This window comes from Stenotrophomonas sp. (genome assembly GCF_059505245.1).
Genome location: NZ_JCACKF010000037.1, coordinates 299,147 through 316,909, shown reverse-complemented (window position 1 = coordinate 316,909; position 17,763 = coordinate 299,147). Strand labels below are relative to the sequence as shown.

Below are 17,763 nucleotides of genomic sequence, written 5' to 3'. Positions count from 1 at the left end.
CGGAGGACAGGCGCTGGATGGTGGTAGCCAGCGAGCTGCCGCTGGTGCTCAGGTTGCGCTGAGCATTCAGGGACATCGTATTGGTGTTGATGACTTGTGCCATGGTGCTTTTCCTTTGGCGAAGGTGGAACGTGTTTCAGGATCCGGGCGCCGCGTCATGCGGCGCCCGGAGGTCGATCAGCGAGCGGATCAGCGCAGCAGGCTGAGCACGCCCTGCGGCACCTGGTTGGCCTGGGCCAGCATGGCCGTACCGGCCTGCTGCAGGATCTGGGTGCGGGTCAGTTCGGCGGTTTCCTTGGCGAAGTCGGTGTCCTTGATGCGGCTGCGGGAAGCCGACAGGTTTTCCGACGAGGTCTGAAGGTTGGCCACGACCGAGGTGAAGCGGTTCTGGATCGCACCGAGGTCGGCGCGGGTGCTGTTGATCGCACCCAGGGCCTTGTCGACGATTTCCATCGCCTGCTGGGCACCCTTCACGGTACTGACGTCCAGGTCGCTGGCGTACTTGGCGGCCGGCGCGGCCGTCGAGGCGGTGAAGGTCGGCGCGGTAGCGCCGGTCCAGGTGCCCGGGGTCGCGGTGATGGCCTTGAACGAGCCATCGGCGTTGACGCTGTCCTTGACCGAGGTCAGGGTCACGCCAGCGGTGCCGTTCACTTCCGCGAACACGCCGGTCTCGCCGATCTTGGCGTTGATCGCGGTCACCAGTGCTTCACGCGAGGCCTTGCCGGTGGCAGCGGCGTCGGCGCCCTGCTTGACCGAGACATCGGCAATGGCAACGCCATTGATCTGCAGGCCGCTGGTGCTGAAATCAGCGTTGGTGCCCGGGTCGGCCAGGGCCAGCGCGTTGGTGTCGAACTTGGCGCCGCCCAGGGCGTTGGCCTTGGCATCGATGGTCTTGTCGATGGCGATGGCCTGGCCGGCGTTGGCACCGACCTGGAACAGCTGGCTGGAGAACGAACCGTCCAGCAGCTTGGTGCCGTTGAAGTCCGACTGCTTGGCGACGCGGTCGATTTCCGAGACCAGCTGGGTCACTTCGGCCTGCAGCGCCTTGCGGTCGCTGGCCGAGTTGGTGGCGTTGGAGGCCTGCACCGACAGCTCGCGGACGCGCTGCAGGTTGTTGCCGATTTCGGTCAGCGAACCTTCGGCGACCTGGGCCAGCGAGATGCCGTCGTTGGCATTGCGGATGGCGACGTCGGTACCGCGGATCTGGGTGCCGAAGCGCTCGGAGATCGCCAGGCCGGCGGCGTCGTCCTTGGCGCTGTTGATGCGCGAACCGGAGGACAGGCGCTGGATGGTGGTAGCCAGCGAGCTGCCGCTGGTGCTCAGGTTACGCTGAGCATTCAACGACATCGTATTGGTGTTGATGACTTGTGCCATGAGGAGAGGTCCTTGAGCGGTTGCACGTGAGTTGGGTTAGACGCCCCCGACGTGCCCCGGGGGCGGCTCATGTCAGCGCTGCAACAGGCTGAGCACGTTCTGCGGTACCTGGTTGGCCTGGGCCAGCATGGCCGTACCGGCCTGCTGCAGGATCTGGGTGCGGGTCAGTTCGGCGGTTTCCTTGGCGAAGTCGGTATCGCGGATGCGGCTGCGCGATGCGGACAGGTTCTCCGAGGAGGTCTGCAGGTTGGCCACCACCGAGGTGAAGCGGTTCTGGATCGCGCCGAGGTCGGCGCGGACGCTGTTGACCGATTCCAGGGCCTTGTCGACGATCGACATCGCCTTCTGTGCGCCTTCGGCGGTGGTGACGTTCAGGTCCTTGACGAAGCTGGCCGCTGCACCGGTCAGGGTGCCGCCGTTGGTGCTGGTCTCGGTCAGGCCCAGGCCGGCGAGGGTCGCGGCGGTGGCGCCGGCCGGCGGAGTCGCCGCGCTGACACCCAGGGCGAAGGTCTGGCCATCCTTGACCGAGGCCAGGCTGACGACGCCGGCATTGACCGAGGCAACCACGCCGGTTTCACCCAGCTTGTTGTTGATCGCCGCGGCGGTGGCCGAGGTGATCGATTCGCCGGCCTTCACCGTGAAGTCGCTGATGGTGACCGTGGTGGCGGTGCCGCCCGGCGGGGTGACCGAGACCTGCAGGCCGGAGTAGGTGGTGTCGGCCGTCGCCTTGTCCACCGCCAGTGCGGTGCCGGTATAACCGTTGGCGAAAGTGGCCGCGCCCAGCGAATCGGCCTTGGCGTTGACCACGCTGTTGATGGCGATGGCCTGTCCGGCGTTGGCACCCACCTGGAACAGCTGGCTGGTGAAGCTGCCGTCCAGCAGCTTGGTGCCGTTGAAGTCGGCCTGCTTGGCGACGCGGTCGATCTCGCTGACCAGCTGGGTCACTTCAGCCTGCAGGGCCTTGCGGTCGCTGGCCGAGTTGGTGGCATTGGAGGCCTGCACACCCAGTTCGCGGATGCGCTGCAGGTTGTTGCCGACTTCGTTCAGCGAACCTTCGGCGACCTGGGCCAGCGAGATGCCGTCGTTGGCGTTGCGGATGGCCACGTCCAGACCGCGGATCTGGGTGGTGAAGCGCTCGCTGATGGCCAGGCCGGCCGCGTCGTCCTTCGCGCTGTTGATGCGCAGGCCGGACGAGAGGCGCTGGATGGTGGTGGCGAGCGAGCTGCCGCTGGTGCTCAGGTTGCGCTGAGCGTTGAGCGACATCGTATTGGTGTTGATTACCTGTGCCATGGGGTCGTCTCCTCTTATATGGAACCCGTTGGTGAATGAAACGAAGCGCCGCCTGTTTTTTTGTGTGGCTGTGTGCTTCGCCGTTGCCAAATGAATAACGGCGCTTTGTCAACAACCTTTAGCCGTGAATTCCGTTGAAGCCAGAATTCGTTGCCTGAAGCTGTTTTCCCGGGGTTTTCAGCCCTGTTGCCAGGGTGGAAGCGGCCCCGGGAGGGGCGGTCGGGCAGGGCCTGACCAGCGCTGATGAAGGTATCGGCGGGGTCGGGCCGGGCTTGATGGAGAATCACGGAAAATCGGTCGGCGACGGCCAGGTGGCCGCGCAGCGGCGGGCAGGCGCGCAAACGAAAAAGGCCGCGATGCAGGGCATCGCGGCCTTTCGGGACTGACGCGGGCGGGGCGTCAGCGCAGCTTGTTGAACAGCGACATCGACTGCATCTGCGAGAAGATCGTCTGAGCCGCCTGCAGCGCGGTGCTCTGCAGCTGGTACTGGCTCAGCGCATCGGCGTAATCCAGGTCGCGCATCTGCGACAGCGTGGTCTTCAGGGTCACGCCATTGGCCTCGCGCATGTCGGCCGCATTGTCCAGCGCCTTCAACTGCGCACCGCCTGCGGCACGCGAATCGATCATCCGCTCGGAAGCGCGCGCCACGTCGCGCAGTGCGCTCTGCAGCTGGTTCTGCTGCGCGGTCATCTGTGCGGTGGTACCGGTGTCGGCACCCAGCGCCGCCACCAGGTTGTCCATGGTGGAGAAGATGTCGCGGCTGCTGGCGGCCTGTACGCTGAAGCTGTCGCCCGCTGCCGGTGCGCCGGTGATGCGCAGGCGCACACCGTTCACTTCCAGATCGTCGCCGGCCTTGTAGGTGCCGGTTCCGGTCACGTTGCCCGCACCGTCCACCACCTCGTATTGGTTGCCAGTGGTGAAGCGCACGCTGAAGCCCTGGCCGTTCCAGCTGTCGCTGCCGTCGCGGGTGATGTTGGTGAGCACGCCGTTGCCGGTGTTGCCGGCCGCAGCGCTGCCGTCGACGAAGCCATCGCCGGTGGGAATGCGCATGAAGATCTCGCTGCCGGGCAGCGCGTCCTTCACGTAGGTATCCGGACCGACTTCGACCTGGCGCTGGGTCTGGTCGCCACGGTAGACCACTTTGCCGTTGATCTTGGCAAACGGCGGGTCGCCGTCGTTGGTGCCACCGAACACGTAGCGGCCGGTGCCATCATCGGCGTTGGCCAGCGACAGCAGGCCATCGCGGATCTGGTTGACTTCGGTGATCAGCGTTTTCTTGTCGGCCGCGCTCAGCGCTGGATTGCTGGCCTGGATGGTCAGATCGTTGACGCGTGCCATCAGGTCGTTGACCTGCGCCAGGGTGTTTTCCTGCACGCCCAGGCGGTTCTGCACGTTGCCGGCGTTGAGCTTCATGCGGTCCAGTGCGGCCAGGCTGCGGTCAAGGCCGACCGCAGTGCCGGCGGCAACCGGATCGTCCTTGGCGCTGACGATCTTGCTGCCGGTGGCGATCTGCTGCTCCAGGTGGCTGAGCTTGGCCTGCTTGGCCATCATCAGCGACACGGACTGGTTGAACATCATGCTGGTGGAGATGCGGCTGCTCATCGGCGGACGGCTCCCAGGATGGTCTGGAACATGCTGTCGGCGGTGGAGATCAGCTGCGAGGCGGCCTGGTAGGCCTGCTGCAGGCGCAGCATGTCGGCGGCTTCCTCGTCCAGGTTCACGCCGGAGATTTCATCACGCGCTTCCTGCGCCTTGTCATTGATCACCAGCTGCGCGTCGAGCGAGTACTCGGCCGAGCGGGCGGCGGCGCCGACCTGGGTGGTCAGGCCACCCAGCGCGCCGTTCAGTGTCACCGTTCCGGCGTTGAACGCCTTCGCGCTTTCCACCTTGGCCAGCTTGGAGGCGTTGCTGTTGTCCGACGAACCGGCCGGGGTCGGGGTGATGTTGAAGGTATCGCCCACCTTCGGTGCACCGTCCAGCACGAAGCTCCAGCCGTTGGCACTGATGGTCTGGCCGGGCGTGTAGGTCTGCGGCGGGCCACCGTCGATGGTGTAGGTGGTGGCCGAGGTGAACACGATCGCCGACGGATTGCGCAGGTTGGCGTTGGTCGAATCGGTGACGGTGACGCCGCTCAGCTTGCCGGTACCGGTATTGGCGGTGGCGGCCGCGCCCTTCACCGCCGCAGCGGCGGCGATGCGCGACGGATCGGTGATCGCCACTTCCATGCTGCCGGCCACGCCAGCGGTCGGCTGCAGCAGGAAGCGGTCATTGGCAGCCGGCGTGCCGCCGACGACCAGCTTGACGCCGTTGATCACCAGCGGATCGGCGGCGGTGCCGGTTCCGGTCAGCGGAATGCTGGCGCCGGTGTCGGCGCGGCTGGCCTTCCAGTTGGTGCCATCGAACTGCAGCACCACGTTCTGCGCGTCCAGCTTGCCCAGGTCGCCGTAGGTCGCGCTGAGGCTGGCGGTGCCGGTATTGCTGTTGTTGCCGGTGACGCGCGGGTTGCCGATGTTGAAGAAGTCCCCGCCCATCTGGCCATACAGGTCGACGCCCTGGTGGTGCGCCTGGTTGAAGGTTTCGGCCAGGCCCACCGCCAGCTTGCCCAGTTCGGCCTGGGCAGGGGTCAGCACGGTGTCGCGGAACTCCAGCAGGCCACCGATCTGGCCGCCGACCGCCTTCGGATCGAGGCGGATGGTGTTGCCCTGGGTCTCCAGCGCCAGCTGCAGGCGCTCGGGCTGGTACGGATCGGCCACGGTGGTGACCTTGGTCGCCGTGGTACCCACCACCAGCGCGTTGCCGCCGGCGGTGTAGACATTCATGATGCCGCCGTCCTGGATCACCGCCGTGCCACCGGTGTAGCCGATCAACTGGGTGATCAGCTGGTCGCGGCGGTCGAGCAGGTCGGGGGCCGCAGAGGCGATGTTGGTGCCGATGGCGCCGTTGATCTGCGCGATTTCCTGCGCCAGGCGGTTGACCTCGGTGGCACCGGCCAGCAGGCCGTTGTTGACCTCGCTGTTGAGGTTGTTGAGGTGCGTGTTGAGCTGCACGAAGCGGTTGGCCAACGCCTTGCCGCCGTCGAGCATGTTCTGGCGGTCGGCGGTGCCGGCCGCGTTGGACGACAGGCCGCTGACCGAATCGAAGAAGTTCGACCAGACGCCGGCCACATTGGTGGCCGGGTCGGAAACCAGCGCGTTGACCCGGTCGGCCATGCCCGAAAGCTGCTTCAGGCGCGCCAGTTCACCGCTGCTGTCGAGCAGGCGCGAGATCGCCAGCTGGTCGGCCGTGCGGCGGATGTCAGTGATCCGGGTGCCGTTGCCGACCGTGCCATAGCCGTAGTTCTGCGGGTCGGCGGTAGCGAAGTTGACCTTTTGCCGGCTGTAGCCGGGCGTATTGAGGTTGGCCACGTTGTGGCTGGTGGTCGCCAACGCACGCTGGAAGGCGAGCAGGGCACCGGTACCGGTGGAAAGTACGCTGGACATGGGGTTCCTCAACGACGAGTGATACCCAGCGCCGCGGTCGCGGTGCTGGCGAAGGTCTGGCCAAGGCGCGCGCCGGCGTCGGCCACGGCGGCCACGGCGCGCTCGATGGTCGGGCCGCCGGCGATCGCGGCGATCTTGGCGGCATAGCGCGGGTCGGTGGCGTAGCCGGCGCGCTGCAGGCCACGGGCGAAGCCCTGCACATCGGTGCCGGCCTGCAGGGCCTGCTGGTAGCGCGGGCTGGTCTTCAGCAGGCGCACGTAGTCAGCGAAGCTTTCGGCCGGCGAGCTGTAGGCACGGAAGCTGGCGGTTTCGTTGCGGCGCACGCCATCCACGTATTCGTGGGTGCCGGCTTCAACGCGCTGGCCGCTCCAGCCGGTGGCCTTGATGCCGAACAGGTTGTGCGAGGTGCTGCCGTCGGACTGGCGGATGTGGCGCTTGCCCCAACCGGTTTCCAATGCGGCCTGGGCAACCAGCGCACGGGCATCCACGCCCAGTTCCCTGGCCGCGCTCTGCGCGTGCTGCCAGATGCTGGCGACGAAACCTTCCGGCGTGTGCGCGCCCAGCTGGGCCACGGCGGTGCGGGTGGCCAGCGCATCGGCCGGGCTGATGGCCGTGCCGCGATTGCTGGCCGTCGCCGACCACTGGTCGTTGTTGGCGGACCAGTCCTGGCCCTGCAGGTTGCCGATGTATGGATCTTCGGTGCCCAGCGAGCGGTGCAGGCTGCTGCTTTCGCGACCGGCGATCAGGTCCAGCGCCTGCTCCATCGGTGCCAGCGCTGCCTGTGCGCCGTGCTGTGCGCCGGCCGCCATCTGCTGCAGCATGCGCACGGCCTGGCTGCCATCTTCCAGCGGCAGCGAGGGTGCGGGCTTGGCCGGCGCGTTAAGCTGGTAGGCGCGGCTGGCCTTGGCCGGGTCCACGCGGGTATCCAGCGCCGGGCCTTCGGCGGCCTGGCCGGACAGCTGGCGGGTGATCATGCCGGACAGGCCGAGCCCCTTGCCGCGGGTCATCGCCCCGGCGATCTTCTGGTCGTACATGTCGCGGAACATCTTGTTCTCGCCGGGAAACAGCGAGTCGCCGAAGCTGGCATCGCGCATGCTCTTGACCAGCATCTGTGCGAACTGGCCTTCCAGCTGGCGCGCGACCTTGTCGATCTTGGCCGGGTCGTTCTGCTGCGCCGGGTGCAGGTCGAATGCGGGATTGATGCGCATGTCAGATCACCTCGAGCTCGGCACTCAATGCGCCAGCCTGCTTCAGGGCTTCCAGGATCGCGATCAGGTCGCCCGGTGCCGCGCCCACGGCGTTCACCGCGTGCACGATCTCGTCCAGGGTGGTGCCGCCGCTGAACTTGAACATGCGGCTGCCGTCGTTGGTGGCGGTGATGGTCGACTGCGGGCTGGCCACGGTGCGGCCGCCGGACAGGGCATTGGGCTGGCTGACATTGGTGTTCTCCTGGATCGTCACCGTCAGCGAGCCATGCGCGATCGCCGCCGGGCCGACCCGCACCTGCTGGCCGATGACCACGGTGCCGGTACGCGAATTGACCACCACCTTGGCCGGGGCGCTGCCCGGGGTCAGCTCCAGGTTCTCGATGCGCGCCAGCAGGCCGATGCGCGCGCCCGGATCGGTCGGCGCAGTCACCGCCACGGTCACGCCGTCAACCGCACGCGCAGCCCCTTCGCCGAACGCGTTGTTGAGCGCGGCGACCATGCGCGAGACCGTGGTGAAATCGTTGTTGTGCAGGTTCAGGGTGATGTCGCCGCCATTGGCGAGTGGATCGGGCAGGGCACGTTCAACCGTGGCGCCATTGGGAATGCGGCCGACGCTGGGCACGTTCACCGAGACGCGCGAGCCATCCTTGCCCTGTGCACCAAAGCCGCCGACGATCAGGTTGCCCTGCGCGATGGCATAGATCTGGCCGTCGGCGCCGCGCAGCGGGGCCATCAGCAGCGAACCACCACGCAGGGACACTGCGTTGCCGATCGAGGACACGGTGATGTCGATCGGCTGGCCCGGCTTGGCGAACGGCGGCAGCTCGGCATGGATCGCGACGGCCGCCACGTTCTTCAGCTGCGGATTGACGTTGGCCGGTACGTTCACGCCCAGCTCGCCGAGCAGGTTCTTCAGGCTCTGCACGGTGAAGGGTGCCTGGCTGGTGCGGTCGCCGCTGCCGTCCAGGCCGACCACCAGGCCGTAGCCCACCAGGGCGTTACCACGCACGCCGCCGACCTGGGCCAGGTCCTTGATGCGCTCGGCGCTGGCCGGGGCTGCCACGACCAGCAGCATCAGCGCGACGAACGACGCCACGCGGCGATGCCAGGAAGAAGAGGGGAGGAGTTTCATGGCATACTCAGAACGGCGTCAGGCCGGAATTGAAGAAGCGGCTCAGCCAGCCCATCGCGTTGGACTGCGCGACCGGGCCGCGGCCGCCGTAGACGATGCGGGCTTCGGCCACGCGGCTGGAAGGAATGGTGTTGTCCTGGCTGATGTCGCCCGGGCGCACGATGCCCTGCACCTGTACCAGTTCATCACCCTGGTTCAGCCGCAGGTTCTTCTGCCCCTGTACCACCAGGTTGCCATTGGGCAGGCGCTGGATCACCGTGACGGTGACACTGCCCTGCAGGCGGTTGCTCTGCGCGCTGTTGCCCTTGCCGGTGAAGTCACGCGCGCCCTTGGCCGTCGCACTGAGGATGTCCTTGCCGCCCAGGGTGACCGGCGCACCGAGGATGGACGGCGTGCCCAGGCTCAGGTTGGATTCCTTGTTGGTGGCCGTGTTGGCGCTGGTCTGCGCGGTGGTGTTTTCCAGCAGGGTGATGGTCAGCAGGTCGCCGACATCGCGTGCGCGGCGGTCCGAGTACAGCTGCAGGGTCGGGCCGGCAGCGTAGATCGCACCGGCGGTCGGCGCGGCCTGCGGCGGCATGATCGGCTGGATCGGTGCCATCGCCGCGTAGGGGCGCACGTCGCCGGCGATCACGCAGCCACCGAGCAGGGCGACCACGGCGCAGGCGAGGGCAGTGCGGGTGAATCTGGAAATGGGCGACATGGCGGTTTCCCGGTTGGGCCGGTCAGAGCTTGTTGTTGAGATAGCCGAGCATCGAATCGGTGGTGGAGATTGCCTTGGCGTTCATTTCGTAGGCGCGCTGGGTTTCGATCATCGACACCAGCTCTTCGACCACATTGACGTTGCTGCCTTCCAGCGCGCCCTGCACCACGGTGCCGAGGCCGTTGAGCCCGGGATTGCCGTTCTGTGCCGGACCGGAAGCGGTGGTTTCCAGGAACAGGTTCTCGCCGCGCGCCTGCAGGCCGGCCGGATTGACGAAGTCGGTCAGGGTCAGCGCACCCACTTCCACTGACGCCGCGCCGTCGGCCATCTTCACGCTGATGGTGCCGTCGGTACCGATGGTCACCGACTGCGCGCCCTCGGGAATCTGGATGCCCGGCTGCACCGGGTAGCCGCTGTTGGTGACCAGCTCGCTGTCCTGGTTGATCTTGAACGAGCCATCACGGGTGTAGGCCGAGCTGCCGTCGGGCATCTGCACTTCGAAGAAGCCGCGGCCGTTGACCATCACGTCCAGCGCACGGCCGGTCTGCTGCTGGCCACCCTGCTCGAAATTCTTGGCGGTGGCGACCACGCGAACGCCGGTACCCAGCTGCAGGCCGGTCGGCAGCTGGGTCTGCGCCGACGAAGAGCCGCCGGGCTGGCGCACCTGCTGGTACAGCAGGTCCTCGAAGCTGGCACGGTCCTGCTTGAAGCCGGTGGTGTTGGTGTTGGCGAGGTTGTTGGAAACCACCGACATGCGCATCTGTTGCGCATCCAGTCCGGTTTTCGCGATCCACAATGCCTGGTTCATCTTCGGTGTCCTGTCTGGGTAAAGCCGGCCGCGCGATGCGGCCCCTGGTAACGGGTGTGCAAGCGGTGTGCCAGCGCCGCGCCCGGGCGGCGCCGGAATTCCGTCAGCTGCCCAGGCGCAGCAGGCTGTTGGCACTGCGCGCGTTGTCGTCGCCGTGCTTGATCACCTGCACCTGCATTTCGTACTGGCGCTGCAGCTGGATCATCTGCACCAGTGCACCGGCGGCATCGACGTTGCTGCCTTCCAGCTGGCCGCTGTGCACGGCCGTGCCCTGTGCCGGTGCGAACGGCTGCAGTGGGTCGGTGTTGCGGAACAGGCCATCCAGGCCACGCTCGAGGCGCTCGTCCGGCGCCTGTACCACCTTGATCCGGCCGATCTGCGCCATGGTCTGCGGGCCTTCGCCCTGCGGGATGATCGAGAGCGTGCCGTCGGCACCGATTTCCATCGCCTGGTAGGGCGGAATGGCGATCGGGTTGTTGTTGTCATCCAGTACCGGACGGCCGCTGGAGGTCACCAGCTGGCCGTTCGGGGTGACCGACAATGCAGCGCCGCGCGTGTACGCCTCACTGCCGTCGCTGGACTGCACGGCCAGCCAGGTGCCGGTCTGCAGGGACAGATCCAGCGGCTTGCCGGTGATGTGCTGCGAGCCGGGCGTACGGTTGAAGCCGGCGTCGACGTGCAGCGCATCCACCCGCGAGGCAAAGCCCGGGCCCTTGATCGGGAAGGCTTCGGTGTTGGCCAGCGCTTCCTTGAAGCCAGGGGTGTCCGAGTTGGCGAGGTTGTGGCTGAGCGTTCCCTGCGCCTGCAGGGAGGCGCGGGCACCGGTCATCGCCACGTAAAGGGCTTTATCCATGCGGGGAGTTCCGTGACAGGGTCAGCAGCTCATCAACGGATGTTGATGACGGTCTGGGTGATCTGGTCCTGCGTGGTGATCATCTGCGCGTTGGCCTGGAAGTTGCGCTGCGCGGTGATCATGTTGACCAGCTGCTCGGTGAGATCGACGGTGGACGCTTCCAGTGAGCCGGCCTGGATCTTGCCGAGGTTGGAGGTGTCCGGCATGCCGGTGCGCGGCGTGCCCGATTCGAAGGTCTCCACCCACAGGTTGTTGCCCTTCGATTCCAGGCCCTGCGTGTTGTTGAAGGTGGTCAGGGCGACCTGGCCCAGCGGCTTGTCGTCGCCGTTGGAATAGCGGGCGTAGACCACGCCGGATTCGGACACGGTCACTTCGTTGAGCTTGCCGGCGGCATAGCCGTCCTGCTGGGTATTGCGCAGGGCGAACTTCTCGCCGTACTGGGTGGAGCCGCTGATGTCCAGCGTCATGTTCAACTGGCCGGCACCGGTGGTCGGGGTGAAGGTGCCGAGGCTGACCTTGCCGTTGGCAGGTGCGACCAGCTTGCCGCTGTTGTCGAAGGTGACCGGGGTCGGTGCGCCGGCCGGCTGGCCATCGACGTAATTGCGCACGGTCCATTCGTTGGGGTTGGCGCCCTTGACGAAGTACGAGACCTGGATGTGGCTCACGCCCAGCGAGTCGTACACGGTGATGCCACCGCTGGAGTGGTTGTAGCTGTTCGAATCGGCCGGGTCGAAGGTCGCCACCGTCGGCTGCTTGGCGTTGGCCGGCAGGGTGAAGCCAACCTTCACTTCGCTGGTCTGCTTCGGCGGGCTGTCGGTGGTCAGCAGCTGCAGGTCGACCAGGCGGCCGGCATCGAAGTTGGTGCCATCGGCATTCGGCGCGAACACCTGCAGGCGCGCACCCTGCGGGTTGACCACGTAGCCGGCCGAATCGGTCTGGAAGTTGCCGGCACGCGAGTACACGCGCGAACCATTCATGTTCATGGTGAAGAAGCCTTCACCGGAAATGGCCATGTCCAGGCTGCGCCCGGTCTGCTCGTTGTGGCCCTGGATGAACTGCTGGGCGACGTTGGAAACGCGCACGCCCGAGCCGGTCTGGTTCTTCGACAGGCCGTAGCTGGTCGAAGCGAACAGGTCGGCGAACTCCGCGCGCGACTGCTTGAAGCCGGTAGTGTTGACGTTGGCGACGTTGTTGGCGGTGACGCTCAGGTCGGTGTTGGCGGCGTTGATGCCGGACAGCGAGACATTGAAGCCCATGGGATGCTCCTGGTTGATGCGGAAGGTGCGGCTCAGCTGACGCGGAGCACGTAGTCGATCGGGGCCGTGCCCAGGCCCTTGAGGTTCAGGTACAGGCCGTCGGAACCAACGGTCACGCTCTCCACCGGCGCCTGTACGTAGGTGGACAGCTTGGTGCTCTTGCCGGCGGTGTCGACATGGTTGGCGACGATGGAGTACTTGCCCGGCTCCATGCGCTTGCCGTTGGCATCCTTGCCGTCCCACTGGAAGGCGGTTTCGCCGGCAGCCTTGGCTTCCACGCTCAGCGAGGTGACCTTGGCGCCGTTGGCGTCGGTGATGTCCACGGTGATGATGCCGGCCGACGGTGCAGCCACCGTGCCTTCGACATTGCCTTCCTTCTCCAGCACCAGCTTTTCCGACGGCACCAGCACCTGGTGGCCGACCAGCGCAGCGCCACGCAGCACCTGGTCGCTGGCCATCGACTCCTGGAAGCCCTTCACCGTCTTGTTCAGATCGGTGATGCCCTGCACGGTGGACATCTGCGCCATCTGCGCGACCATCTGCGTGTTGTCCATCGGCTTCAGCGGATCCTGGTGCTGCAGCTGCTCGGTCATCAGGCGCAGGAAGTCGGCCTGGTCCAGCGTGTTCTTCTTTTTCGTGGCGTTGCTGTTGGGGGCGTTCAGGCCCAGCGCGGAATAGACGTCCTGGCTGGTCTGGTTGTTGACGGCGGTGGTCATGGCGGTATCCGGTGCTGCGGGCCTCAGCGGCCCATGGTCAGGGTGGCCAGGGCCAGTTCCTTGGCGGTGGTCAACATCTCCACGCCGGCCTGGTAATTGCGCGAGGTCGAGATCAGGTTGACCATCTGCGCCACCGGATCGACATCGGGCTGGTAGATGTAGCCATCGGCGTCGGCCAGCGGGTGGCCTGGCTCGTAGCGCTTGATCGGCGCGGCCTCGCTCTGGGTGATCTCCTTCACCTTCACCGAGGTGATGTTGGGATCGTTCTTGCTGGTGACGGCCTGGAAGATCGGTTCCAGCGGCTTGTACACGGCGTCGGCGGAACCGGCGACGGTGTCGGCATTGGAGAGGTTGGAGGCGATGGTGCTCATGCGCACCGACTGTGCCTGCAGCGCGGAGCCGGCGATGTCGAAGATCGGCAGGTTGCTCATGGCTTATTGCCCCGTGATCGCGGTCAGCATGGAACGCACCTTGCTCTCGACGAAGCTGAGCGAGGCGCGGTATTCCAGTGCGGCGCGGCCATAGGCGGCACGCTCGGCATCGGGGTCGACGGTGTTGCCGTCCAGGCTGGGCTGCACGCCTTCGCGCGCGATCTGGAACGGGTTCAGGCCACTACTGATCTCGTAGTGCTGCTCATGGGTGGTGGCCATCAGGCCATTGGCATCCTGCCCCTGGGCGTGGCGCAGGGCGGCATCGAAGTCCAGGTCCTGGGCCTTGTAGCCGGGAGTGTCGGCATTGCCGAGGTTGCTGGCGATCAGCTTCATCCGCTGTTCGCGCAACGGCATGGCCTGGGCGTGGACGCCCAGGTAGTCGGTAATCAGGTTGCGCACGGTGCACTCCCACGGGAACGTTGCCCGGGAAGCTGCAAGGGGTGTGCCAAATGGAGAGGGGGTCAGATCCCCGCAGGGGCTCTGACCCCGTGGTTGACGCGTTGCGATGCGGGGTCGGAGCCCGTTCCGGGATCCGACCCCTCGGCGGGCCTTACGCCGCCAGCGCCACCTTGCGCAGGCGGTCCAGCACGAAGTCGGCCAGCTCGTGCGGCGAGTACTTGGCGACGAACGCATTGGCGCCGACGCGCTCGACCATGGCGTTGTTGAAGACGCCCGACAGCGAGGTGTGCAGCAGCACGTACAGGCCGGCCAGGCCCGGGTGGCGCCGGATTTCCGTCGTCAGCGTGTAGCCATCCATGGCCGGCATCTCGATGTCCGAGATGACCATGGCATAGCGCTCGGCCGGGTTTTCCCCCGAGGCGTGGACCTGCAGCAGGTGGTCCAGCGCCTGCTTGCCGTCGGAAAGCAGGGTGGCACCCACGCCCAGCTGGTCCAGCACGCTGCGGATCTGCTGGCGGGCCACGCGCGAGTCGTCCACCACCAGCACCTGCAGCTGCGGGCCGTCGGCGGGCATGGCCATTGCCGGGTCGAGTACCGCTTCTCCGCGCACCTGGGCGATATCGGCCAGCACGCTCTCAACGTCGATCACCTGGATCAGCTCGCCCTGGAAGCGGGTCACCGCGGTCAGGTAGCTCGACTCGGCGCCCAGCTCCGGTGGCGGGTGGATGTCTTCCACCGCGATGTTGACGATGCGTTCGACGCCACTGACCAGGAAGCCCTGGATCGAGCGGTTGAATTCGGTGACGACCAGGTAGCCCGGCGAGGTGTCCGCGTCCGGTTCGCGCTCGGGGTGGCCGATCGCCAGGCCCAGGTCCAGTACCGGCACCGAGCGGCCGCGCACGTCGGCCACGCCGGAGAACTGGCTGGGCAGGCCGGGCACCTGGAACAGCTCCGGGCGGCGCAGGACTTCCTGCACCTTGAAGACATTGACGCCAAAAAGCTGACGTCCGCCGAGGCGGAACAGCAGCAGCGCCAGGCGGTTGTGGCCGGCCAGTCGGGTCCGCTGGTCGATCCGGTTGAGCAGGTCATGGGACATGGCTGCTGTATCGGCGTGGTGGGGGCGGAACTTGAGGGCGCTCTGCCGCCCGCGCGGCCCGCACCGCGTTTGTAGAGTCGACTGTCAGTCGACTGCTCTTCGATCCGATCACGGGAAACCCCGCGCTTCGCGCGAAAGTCGACTGGCAGTCGACTCTACCCATCCGGTCGAATCCCCATCCCGGATCCGATCAACGGGACCCGGTCTCTGGCACACCCCTTGCACGCTGCTGGGCCAGATCCCATCGACAGGAGGCGCCATGCGCCGGGTCACATCGCTGTTCGCCATCGCGCTCGCCCTGGCCGCGCCGTGGGCGGGCGCCACGGACTGGCAGCCGGTGGCCAGCATCCGCACTGCGGCGCTGTCGACGCTGCCTGCCGGCAGTGAAGGCGAGGCGCAGGTGGCCGATGCGCTGCGCCTGCCGAAATGTGGCAGCGCGTTGCAGGTGCAGCCCACCGCCAACACCACGGTGGAGGTGAGCTGTCCCGATGCAGGCGGCTGGCGCCTGTTCGTGCCGGTGAAGGTGCGGCGCAACCAGACCGTGCTGGTGCTCAACCGCGGAATCGGCACTGGAGAAACCCTCACGGCCGCCGATATCACCACTGCCCAGCGTGACGCTGCCCGGATTGCCGGCGCGGTGCTGTCCGATCCCAATGCTGCGATCGGCCGCATCGCCCGCCGTCCGTTGCAGGCCGGAGCCCTGCTGTCGAACAACGATCTGGTGGTCCAGCGTCTCATCAAGCGAGGAGACAATGTAGCCCTGGTGTCGCGTCGCGGCTCGGTCGAGGTGCGCATTGCCGGCCGTGCGATGGGTGATGCCGGTGAGAACGAGCGGGTCTCGGTCGAGAACCTGTCCTCGCGGCGGATCGTGCAGGGCACGGTCGACGCCGCAGGTGACGTAATCGTGGCGCGTTGATTTACCGCAAAATATCCCTAAAGATCACGGCCCTGCGGCCGTTATCCCTTGTGAACGGCAACTCCAGGACACCCCATGAGCCAGAAAATCGACGGCAACCTGCAGGTCCCCCAGGCACTGCGCAGCGTGACGACCCCGGCCAGCAAGCCCGGCGTCAGCACCGATGCGGCGGCGCGCCCGGTCGAGGCGGCCGACAGCCTGCGCCTGACCGGCGAGGCCACCAATCTGCAGGCCATCGAGCGTGAGCTGACCACCGCCCCGGCGATCGACGCCCAGCGCGTGGCGGCCGTGCGCGAGTCGCTGCAGAACGGCACCTACAAGATCAATCCGGACGCGATCGCATCGCGCATGCTCGATCTGGACCAGCAGCTGCACGGATGACTGCGGCGATGAGCGAGCCGCTGCAGCGCCTCGCCCAGGCCCTGGACGTTGAGCGCCAGGCCCTGGTCGAGCACGACGTGCACGCCCTGATCCGGGCCACCGGCGCCAAGCTGGAAGCGCTGCGTGCGCTGGAAGGCGCGCCGCCGGTGGGCGAGGGCGAACAGCTGCAGGAATTGGCCGAGCGCAACCGCGCCAACGGCGTGCTGCTGTCGCGCCGTCGCCGCGAGGTGAACTGGGCGCTGCGCCAGCTCGGCCGTACCGAAGATGCCTCGGCCTACGATGCCAAGGGCCAGTCGCAAACGGTCAGCATCGGCCGGCCACTCGCCGTCGCCTGACGCGACGGCGGTCGCACACCCCCTCCCGGTGGGCTGAAGCCCGCTGCATGACCGCGTATATTGGGCGCCTGTTCGAACGCTCCGAGTCGCCGTGTCCGCTGCCAACGCCCTGGTTACCGCCCCCCTTCCGCCGCAGCCGGTGCTGCAGGCCCTGCTTGAGCGCCTGCGCGAAGGCCTGCTGCTGTTCACTGAAGACGGGCAGGTGGCCCTGGCCAACCCGGCCGCGCAGAACCTGCTTGCCAGTGGCTCGGACGGCGGATTGCCGCCGCCGCAGCGGCTGCGCGAGCTGCTGCCCCCTGATGCACTGGAGCAGGCCCGCCAGCATGGCCACTGGAATGGCAGCCTGCCGCTGGGCGAGGGCGTGGTCATCGCCCACCTGTACCACCATGGTCCGGTCGGCGAAGGGCATTTCCTTGCGTTGTTCCGCCACATCGAAGGGCAGGAAGACTACGAGCGCGAACTGCAGCAGCGCCACGCCGAGCTGCGCCAGGCCTACCTGCGCCTCAATGGCACCCAGGAAAAGCTGCTGCAGTCGGAGAAGATGGCCTCGATCGGCCAGCTCGCCGCCGGCGTCGCGCACGAGATCAACAACCCGATCGGTTACGTGCACTCCAACCTGGGCAGCCTGCAGGAGTACCTGCGCAGCCTGTTCACCGTGATCGAAGCCTACGAGCGCGCCCTGCGCGCGCCGGATCCGAAGGCACTGATTCCGGAAATCGATGACATCCGTGACCGCCTGGACATCGACTTCATCAGCCGCGACCTGCCGCAGCTGATGGCGGAATCGCGCGAAGGCATCGAGCGCGTTACCCGCATCGTGCGCGACCTGAAGGACTTCTCGTATTCCGGTCGCGACGAATCGTGGAAGCTGGTCGACCTGCACGCGGGCCTCGAATCGACCATCAACATCATCTGGAACGAACTCAAGTACAAGGTCACCCTGGTACGCGAATTCGGCCAGTTGCCGCTGGTGGAGTGCCTGCCGTCGGAGTTGAACCAGGTCTACATGAACCTGTTGCTCAACGCTGGCCATGCCATCGCCGAGCGCGGCACGATCACCGTGCGCACCGGCGTTGATGGCGATCACGTGTGGGTTGAATTCGAAGACACCGGCGGCGGCATCTCGCCGGAACTGCGCCAGCGCATTTTCGATCCGTTCTTCACCACCAAGCCGGTCGGCAGTGGCACCGGTCTGGGCCTGTCGATCTCCTACAGCATCATCAACAAGCATCACGGCCGCATCGACCTGGACAGCACCCCGGGCGTGGGCTCGCGCTTCCGCGTGGTGCTGCCGGTGAAGCAGCCGCGCTGACCGCTTCCGAAGTGGAACCGGACACCCAGAGCAGCCGGCCAGCCGCCGGCTCTACCGGGGCCCATCGATGGTAGTGC

The 17,763-nt window shown here is 66.7% G+C and carries 18 protein-coding genes and 1 pseudogene; 4 read left to right on the top strand and 15 right to left on the bottom strand.

The genetic code is table 11. The features are described 5' to 3' along the window. From AC5JLE_RS14890 to AC5JLE_RS14820, 15 genes and pseudogenes are all read right to left on the bottom strand, one after another. Window positions 1-103 (bottom strand): annotated as a pseudogene (locus AC5JLE_RS14890) (flagellin); the annotation flags it as partial. Between the two features lie 86 nt (window positions 104-189). After that, entirely contained in the window at window positions 190-1,374 is a 1,185-nt protein-coding gene (locus AC5JLE_RS14885; protein ID WP_005413266.1) for a flagellin, read from the bottom strand. Window positions 1,375-1,446: 72 nt separating this feature from the next. Then, complete coding sequence (locus tag AC5JLE_RS14880; protein ID WP_032961916.1) at window positions 1,447-2,664, bottom strand: flagellin; 1,218 nt, start codon at window positions 2,662-2,664, stop codon at window positions 1,447-1,449. A 399-nt stretch (window positions 2,665-3,063) separates the two neighbouring features. Further along, window positions 3,064-4,266 carry a flagellar hook-associated protein FlgL gene (flgL, locus tag AC5JLE_RS14875; RefSeq protein ID WP_014647057.1) on the bottom strand — a complete coding sequence of 401 codons (1,203 nt, stop codon included), beginning with the start codon at window positions 4,264-4,266 and terminating at the stop codon, window positions 3,064-3,066. Next, on the bottom strand, window positions 4,263-6,143 hold the full coding sequence (gene flgK, locus AC5JLE_RS14870) for a flagellar hook-associated protein FlgK (RefSeq protein ID WP_262217296.1): 1,881 nt from the start codon (window positions 6,141-6,143) through the stop codon (window positions 4,263-4,265). The genes flgL and flgK overlap by 4 nt, the downstream gene beginning before the upstream one ends. Window positions 6,144-6,151: 8 nt before the next feature. Next, on the bottom strand, window positions 6,152-7,351 hold the full coding sequence (flgJ, locus tag AC5JLE_RS14865) for a flagellar assembly peptidoglycan hydrolase FlgJ (protein WP_496065426.1): 1,200 nt from the start codon (window positions 7,349-7,351) through the stop codon (window positions 6,152-6,154). Window position 7,352: 1 nt separating this feature from the next. Then, a complete protein-coding gene (locus AC5JLE_RS14860; protein WP_321210780.1) occupies window positions 7,353-8,483 on the bottom strand; it encodes a flagellar basal body P-ring protein FlgI in 1,131 nt (376 codons plus the stop codon). A gap of 7 nt (window positions 8,484-8,490) precedes the next feature. After that, a complete protein-coding gene (flgH, locus tag AC5JLE_RS14855) occupies window positions 8,491-9,183 on the bottom strand; it encodes a flagellar basal body L-ring protein FlgH (RefSeq protein WP_014647061.1) in 693 nt (230 codons plus the stop codon). A gap of 22 nt (window positions 9,184-9,205) precedes the next feature. Then, window positions 9,206-9,991: a flagellar basal-body rod protein FlgG gene (gene flgG, locus AC5JLE_RS14850; RefSeq protein ID WP_005409571.1), complete on the bottom strand. Its 786-nt coding sequence runs from the start codon at window positions 9,989-9,991 to the stop codon at window positions 9,206-9,208. Window positions 9,992-10,094: 103 nt separating this feature from the next. Beyond that, window positions 10,095-10,844 carry a flagellar basal body rod protein FlgF gene (locus tag AC5JLE_RS14845; protein ID WP_032961905.1) on the bottom strand — a complete coding sequence of 250 codons (750 nt, stop codon included), beginning with the start codon at window positions 10,842-10,844 and terminating at the stop codon, window positions 10,095-10,097. Window positions 10,845-10,876: 32 nt separating this feature from the next. Beyond that, window positions 10,877-12,100 carry a flagellar hook protein FlgE gene (gene flgE, locus AC5JLE_RS14840; protein WP_014647063.1) on the bottom strand — a complete coding sequence of 408 codons (1,224 nt, stop codon included), beginning with the start codon at window positions 12,098-12,100 and terminating at the stop codon, window positions 10,877-10,879. 32 nt (window positions 12,101-12,132) lie between these two features. Continuing rightward, the gene (locus AC5JLE_RS14835; RefSeq protein WP_014647064.1) at window positions 12,133-12,816 is read right to left on the bottom strand and encodes a flagellar hook assembly protein FlgD; all 684 of its coding nucleotides are present in this window, start codon (window positions 12,814-12,816) and stop codon (window positions 12,133-12,135) included. 23 nt (window positions 12,817-12,839) lie between these two features. After that, window positions 12,840-13,247 carry a flagellar basal body rod protein FlgC gene (gene flgC, locus AC5JLE_RS14830; RefSeq protein ID WP_005416461.1) on the bottom strand — a complete coding sequence of 136 codons (408 nt, stop codon included), beginning with the start codon at window positions 13,245-13,247 and terminating at the stop codon, window positions 12,840-12,842. A gap of 3 nt (window positions 13,248-13,250) precedes the next feature. After that, complete coding sequence (gene flgB, locus AC5JLE_RS14825) at window positions 13,251-13,646, bottom strand: flagellar basal body rod protein FlgB (protein WP_005409576.1); 396 nt, start codon at window positions 13,644-13,646, stop codon at window positions 13,251-13,253. A gap of 151 nt (window positions 13,647-13,797) precedes the next feature. Beyond that, window positions 13,798-14,742, bottom strand: coding sequence for a chemotaxis protein (locus AC5JLE_RS14820; protein WP_014037130.1), 945 nt, complete (start codon window positions 14,740-14,742; stop codon window positions 13,798-13,800). Window positions 14,743-15,001: 259 nt separating this feature from the next. Here AC5JLE_RS14820 and flgA point away from each other — a divergent pair, with 259 nt between their 5' ends. From flgA to AC5JLE_RS14800, 4 genes are all read left to right on the top strand, one after another. Beyond that, on the top strand, window positions 15,002-15,658 hold the full coding sequence (gene flgA / locus AC5JLE_RS14815) for a flagellar basal body P-ring formation chaperone FlgA (protein ID WP_032961903.1): 657 nt from the start codon (window positions 15,002-15,004) through the stop codon (window positions 15,656-15,658). A 75-nt stretch (window positions 15,659-15,733) separates the two neighbouring features. Beyond that, window positions 15,734-16,039, top strand: coding sequence for a flagellar biosynthesis anti-sigma factor FlgM (gene flgM / locus AC5JLE_RS14810; RefSeq protein ID WP_014647067.1), 306 nt, complete (start codon window positions 15,734-15,736; stop codon window positions 16,037-16,039). Continuing rightward, the gene (locus AC5JLE_RS14805; protein WP_496065425.1) at window positions 16,036-16,374 is read left to right on the top strand and encodes a flagellar protein FlgN; all 339 of its coding nucleotides are present in this window, start codon (window positions 16,036-16,038) and stop codon (window positions 16,372-16,374) included. Before flgM ends, AC5JLE_RS14805 begins: the two co-directional genes overlap by 4 nt. A gap of 91 nt (window positions 16,375-16,465) precedes the next feature. Continuing rightward, window positions 16,466-17,686, top strand: a complete 1,221-nt coding sequence (locus AC5JLE_RS14800; RefSeq protein ID WP_014647069.1) for an ATP-binding protein — start codon at window positions 16,466-16,468, stop codon at window positions 17,684-17,686. The last annotated feature ends 77 nt before the right edge of the window (window positions 17,687-17,763 follow it).

Coding starts and splice junctions, on each gene's coding strand:
- AC5JLE_RS14885 (WP_005413266.1), bottom strand. CDS start 1,374: ATGGCACAAGTCATCAACACCAATACGATGTCGTTGAATGCTCAGCGT.
- AC5JLE_RS14880 (WP_032961916.1), bottom strand. CDS start 2,664: ATGGCACAGGTAATCAACACCAATACGATGTCGCTCAACGCTCAGCGC.
- flgL (WP_014647057.1), bottom strand. CDS start 4,266: ATGAGCAGCCGCATCTCCACCAGCATGATGTTCAACCAGTCCGTGTCG.
- flgK (WP_262217296.1), bottom strand. CDS start 6,143: ATGTCCAGCGTACTTTCCACCGGTACCGGTGCCCTGCTCGCCTTCCAG.
- flgJ (WP_496065426.1), bottom strand. CDS start 7,351: ATGCGCATCAATCCCGCATTCGACCTGCACCCGGCGCAGCAGAACGAC.
- AC5JLE_RS14860 (WP_321210780.1), bottom strand. CDS start 8,483: ATGAAACTCCTCCCCTCTTCTTCCTGGCATCGCCGCGTGGCGTCGTTC.
- flgH (WP_014647061.1), bottom strand. CDS start 9,183: ATGTCGCCCATTTCCAGATTCACCCGCACTGCCCTCGCCTGCGCCGTG.
- flgG (WP_005409571.1), bottom strand. CDS start 9,991: ATGAACCAGGCATTGTGGATCGCGAAAACCGGACTGGATGCGCAACAG.
- AC5JLE_RS14845 (WP_032961905.1), bottom strand. CDS start 10,844: ATGGATAAAGCCCTTTACGTGGCGATGACCGGTGCCCGCGCCTCCCTG.
- flgE (WP_014647063.1), bottom strand. CDS start 12,100: ATGGGCTTCAATGTCTCGCTGTCCGGCATCAACGCCGCCAACACCGAC.
- AC5JLE_RS14835 (WP_014647064.1), bottom strand. CDS start 12,816: ATGACCACCGCCGTCAACAACCAGACCAGCCAGGACGTCTATTCCGCG.
- flgC (WP_005416461.1), bottom strand. CDS start 13,247: ATGAGCAACCTGCCGATCTTCGACATCGCCGGCTCCGCGCTGCAGGCA.
- AC5JLE_RS14820 (WP_014037130.1), bottom strand. CDS start 14,742: ATGTCCCATGACCTGCTCAACCGGATCGACCAGCGGACCCGACTGGCC.
- flgA (WP_032961903.1), top strand. CDS start 15,002: ATGCGCCGGGTCACATCGCTGTTCGCCATCGCGCTCGCCCTGGCCGCG.
- flgM (WP_014647067.1), top strand. CDS start 15,734: ATGAGCCAGAAAATCGACGGCAACCTGCAGGTCCCCCAGGCACTGCGC.
- AC5JLE_RS14805 (WP_496065425.1), top strand. CDS start 16,036: ATGACTGCGGCGATGAGCGAGCCGCTGCAGCGCCTCGCCCAGGCCCTG.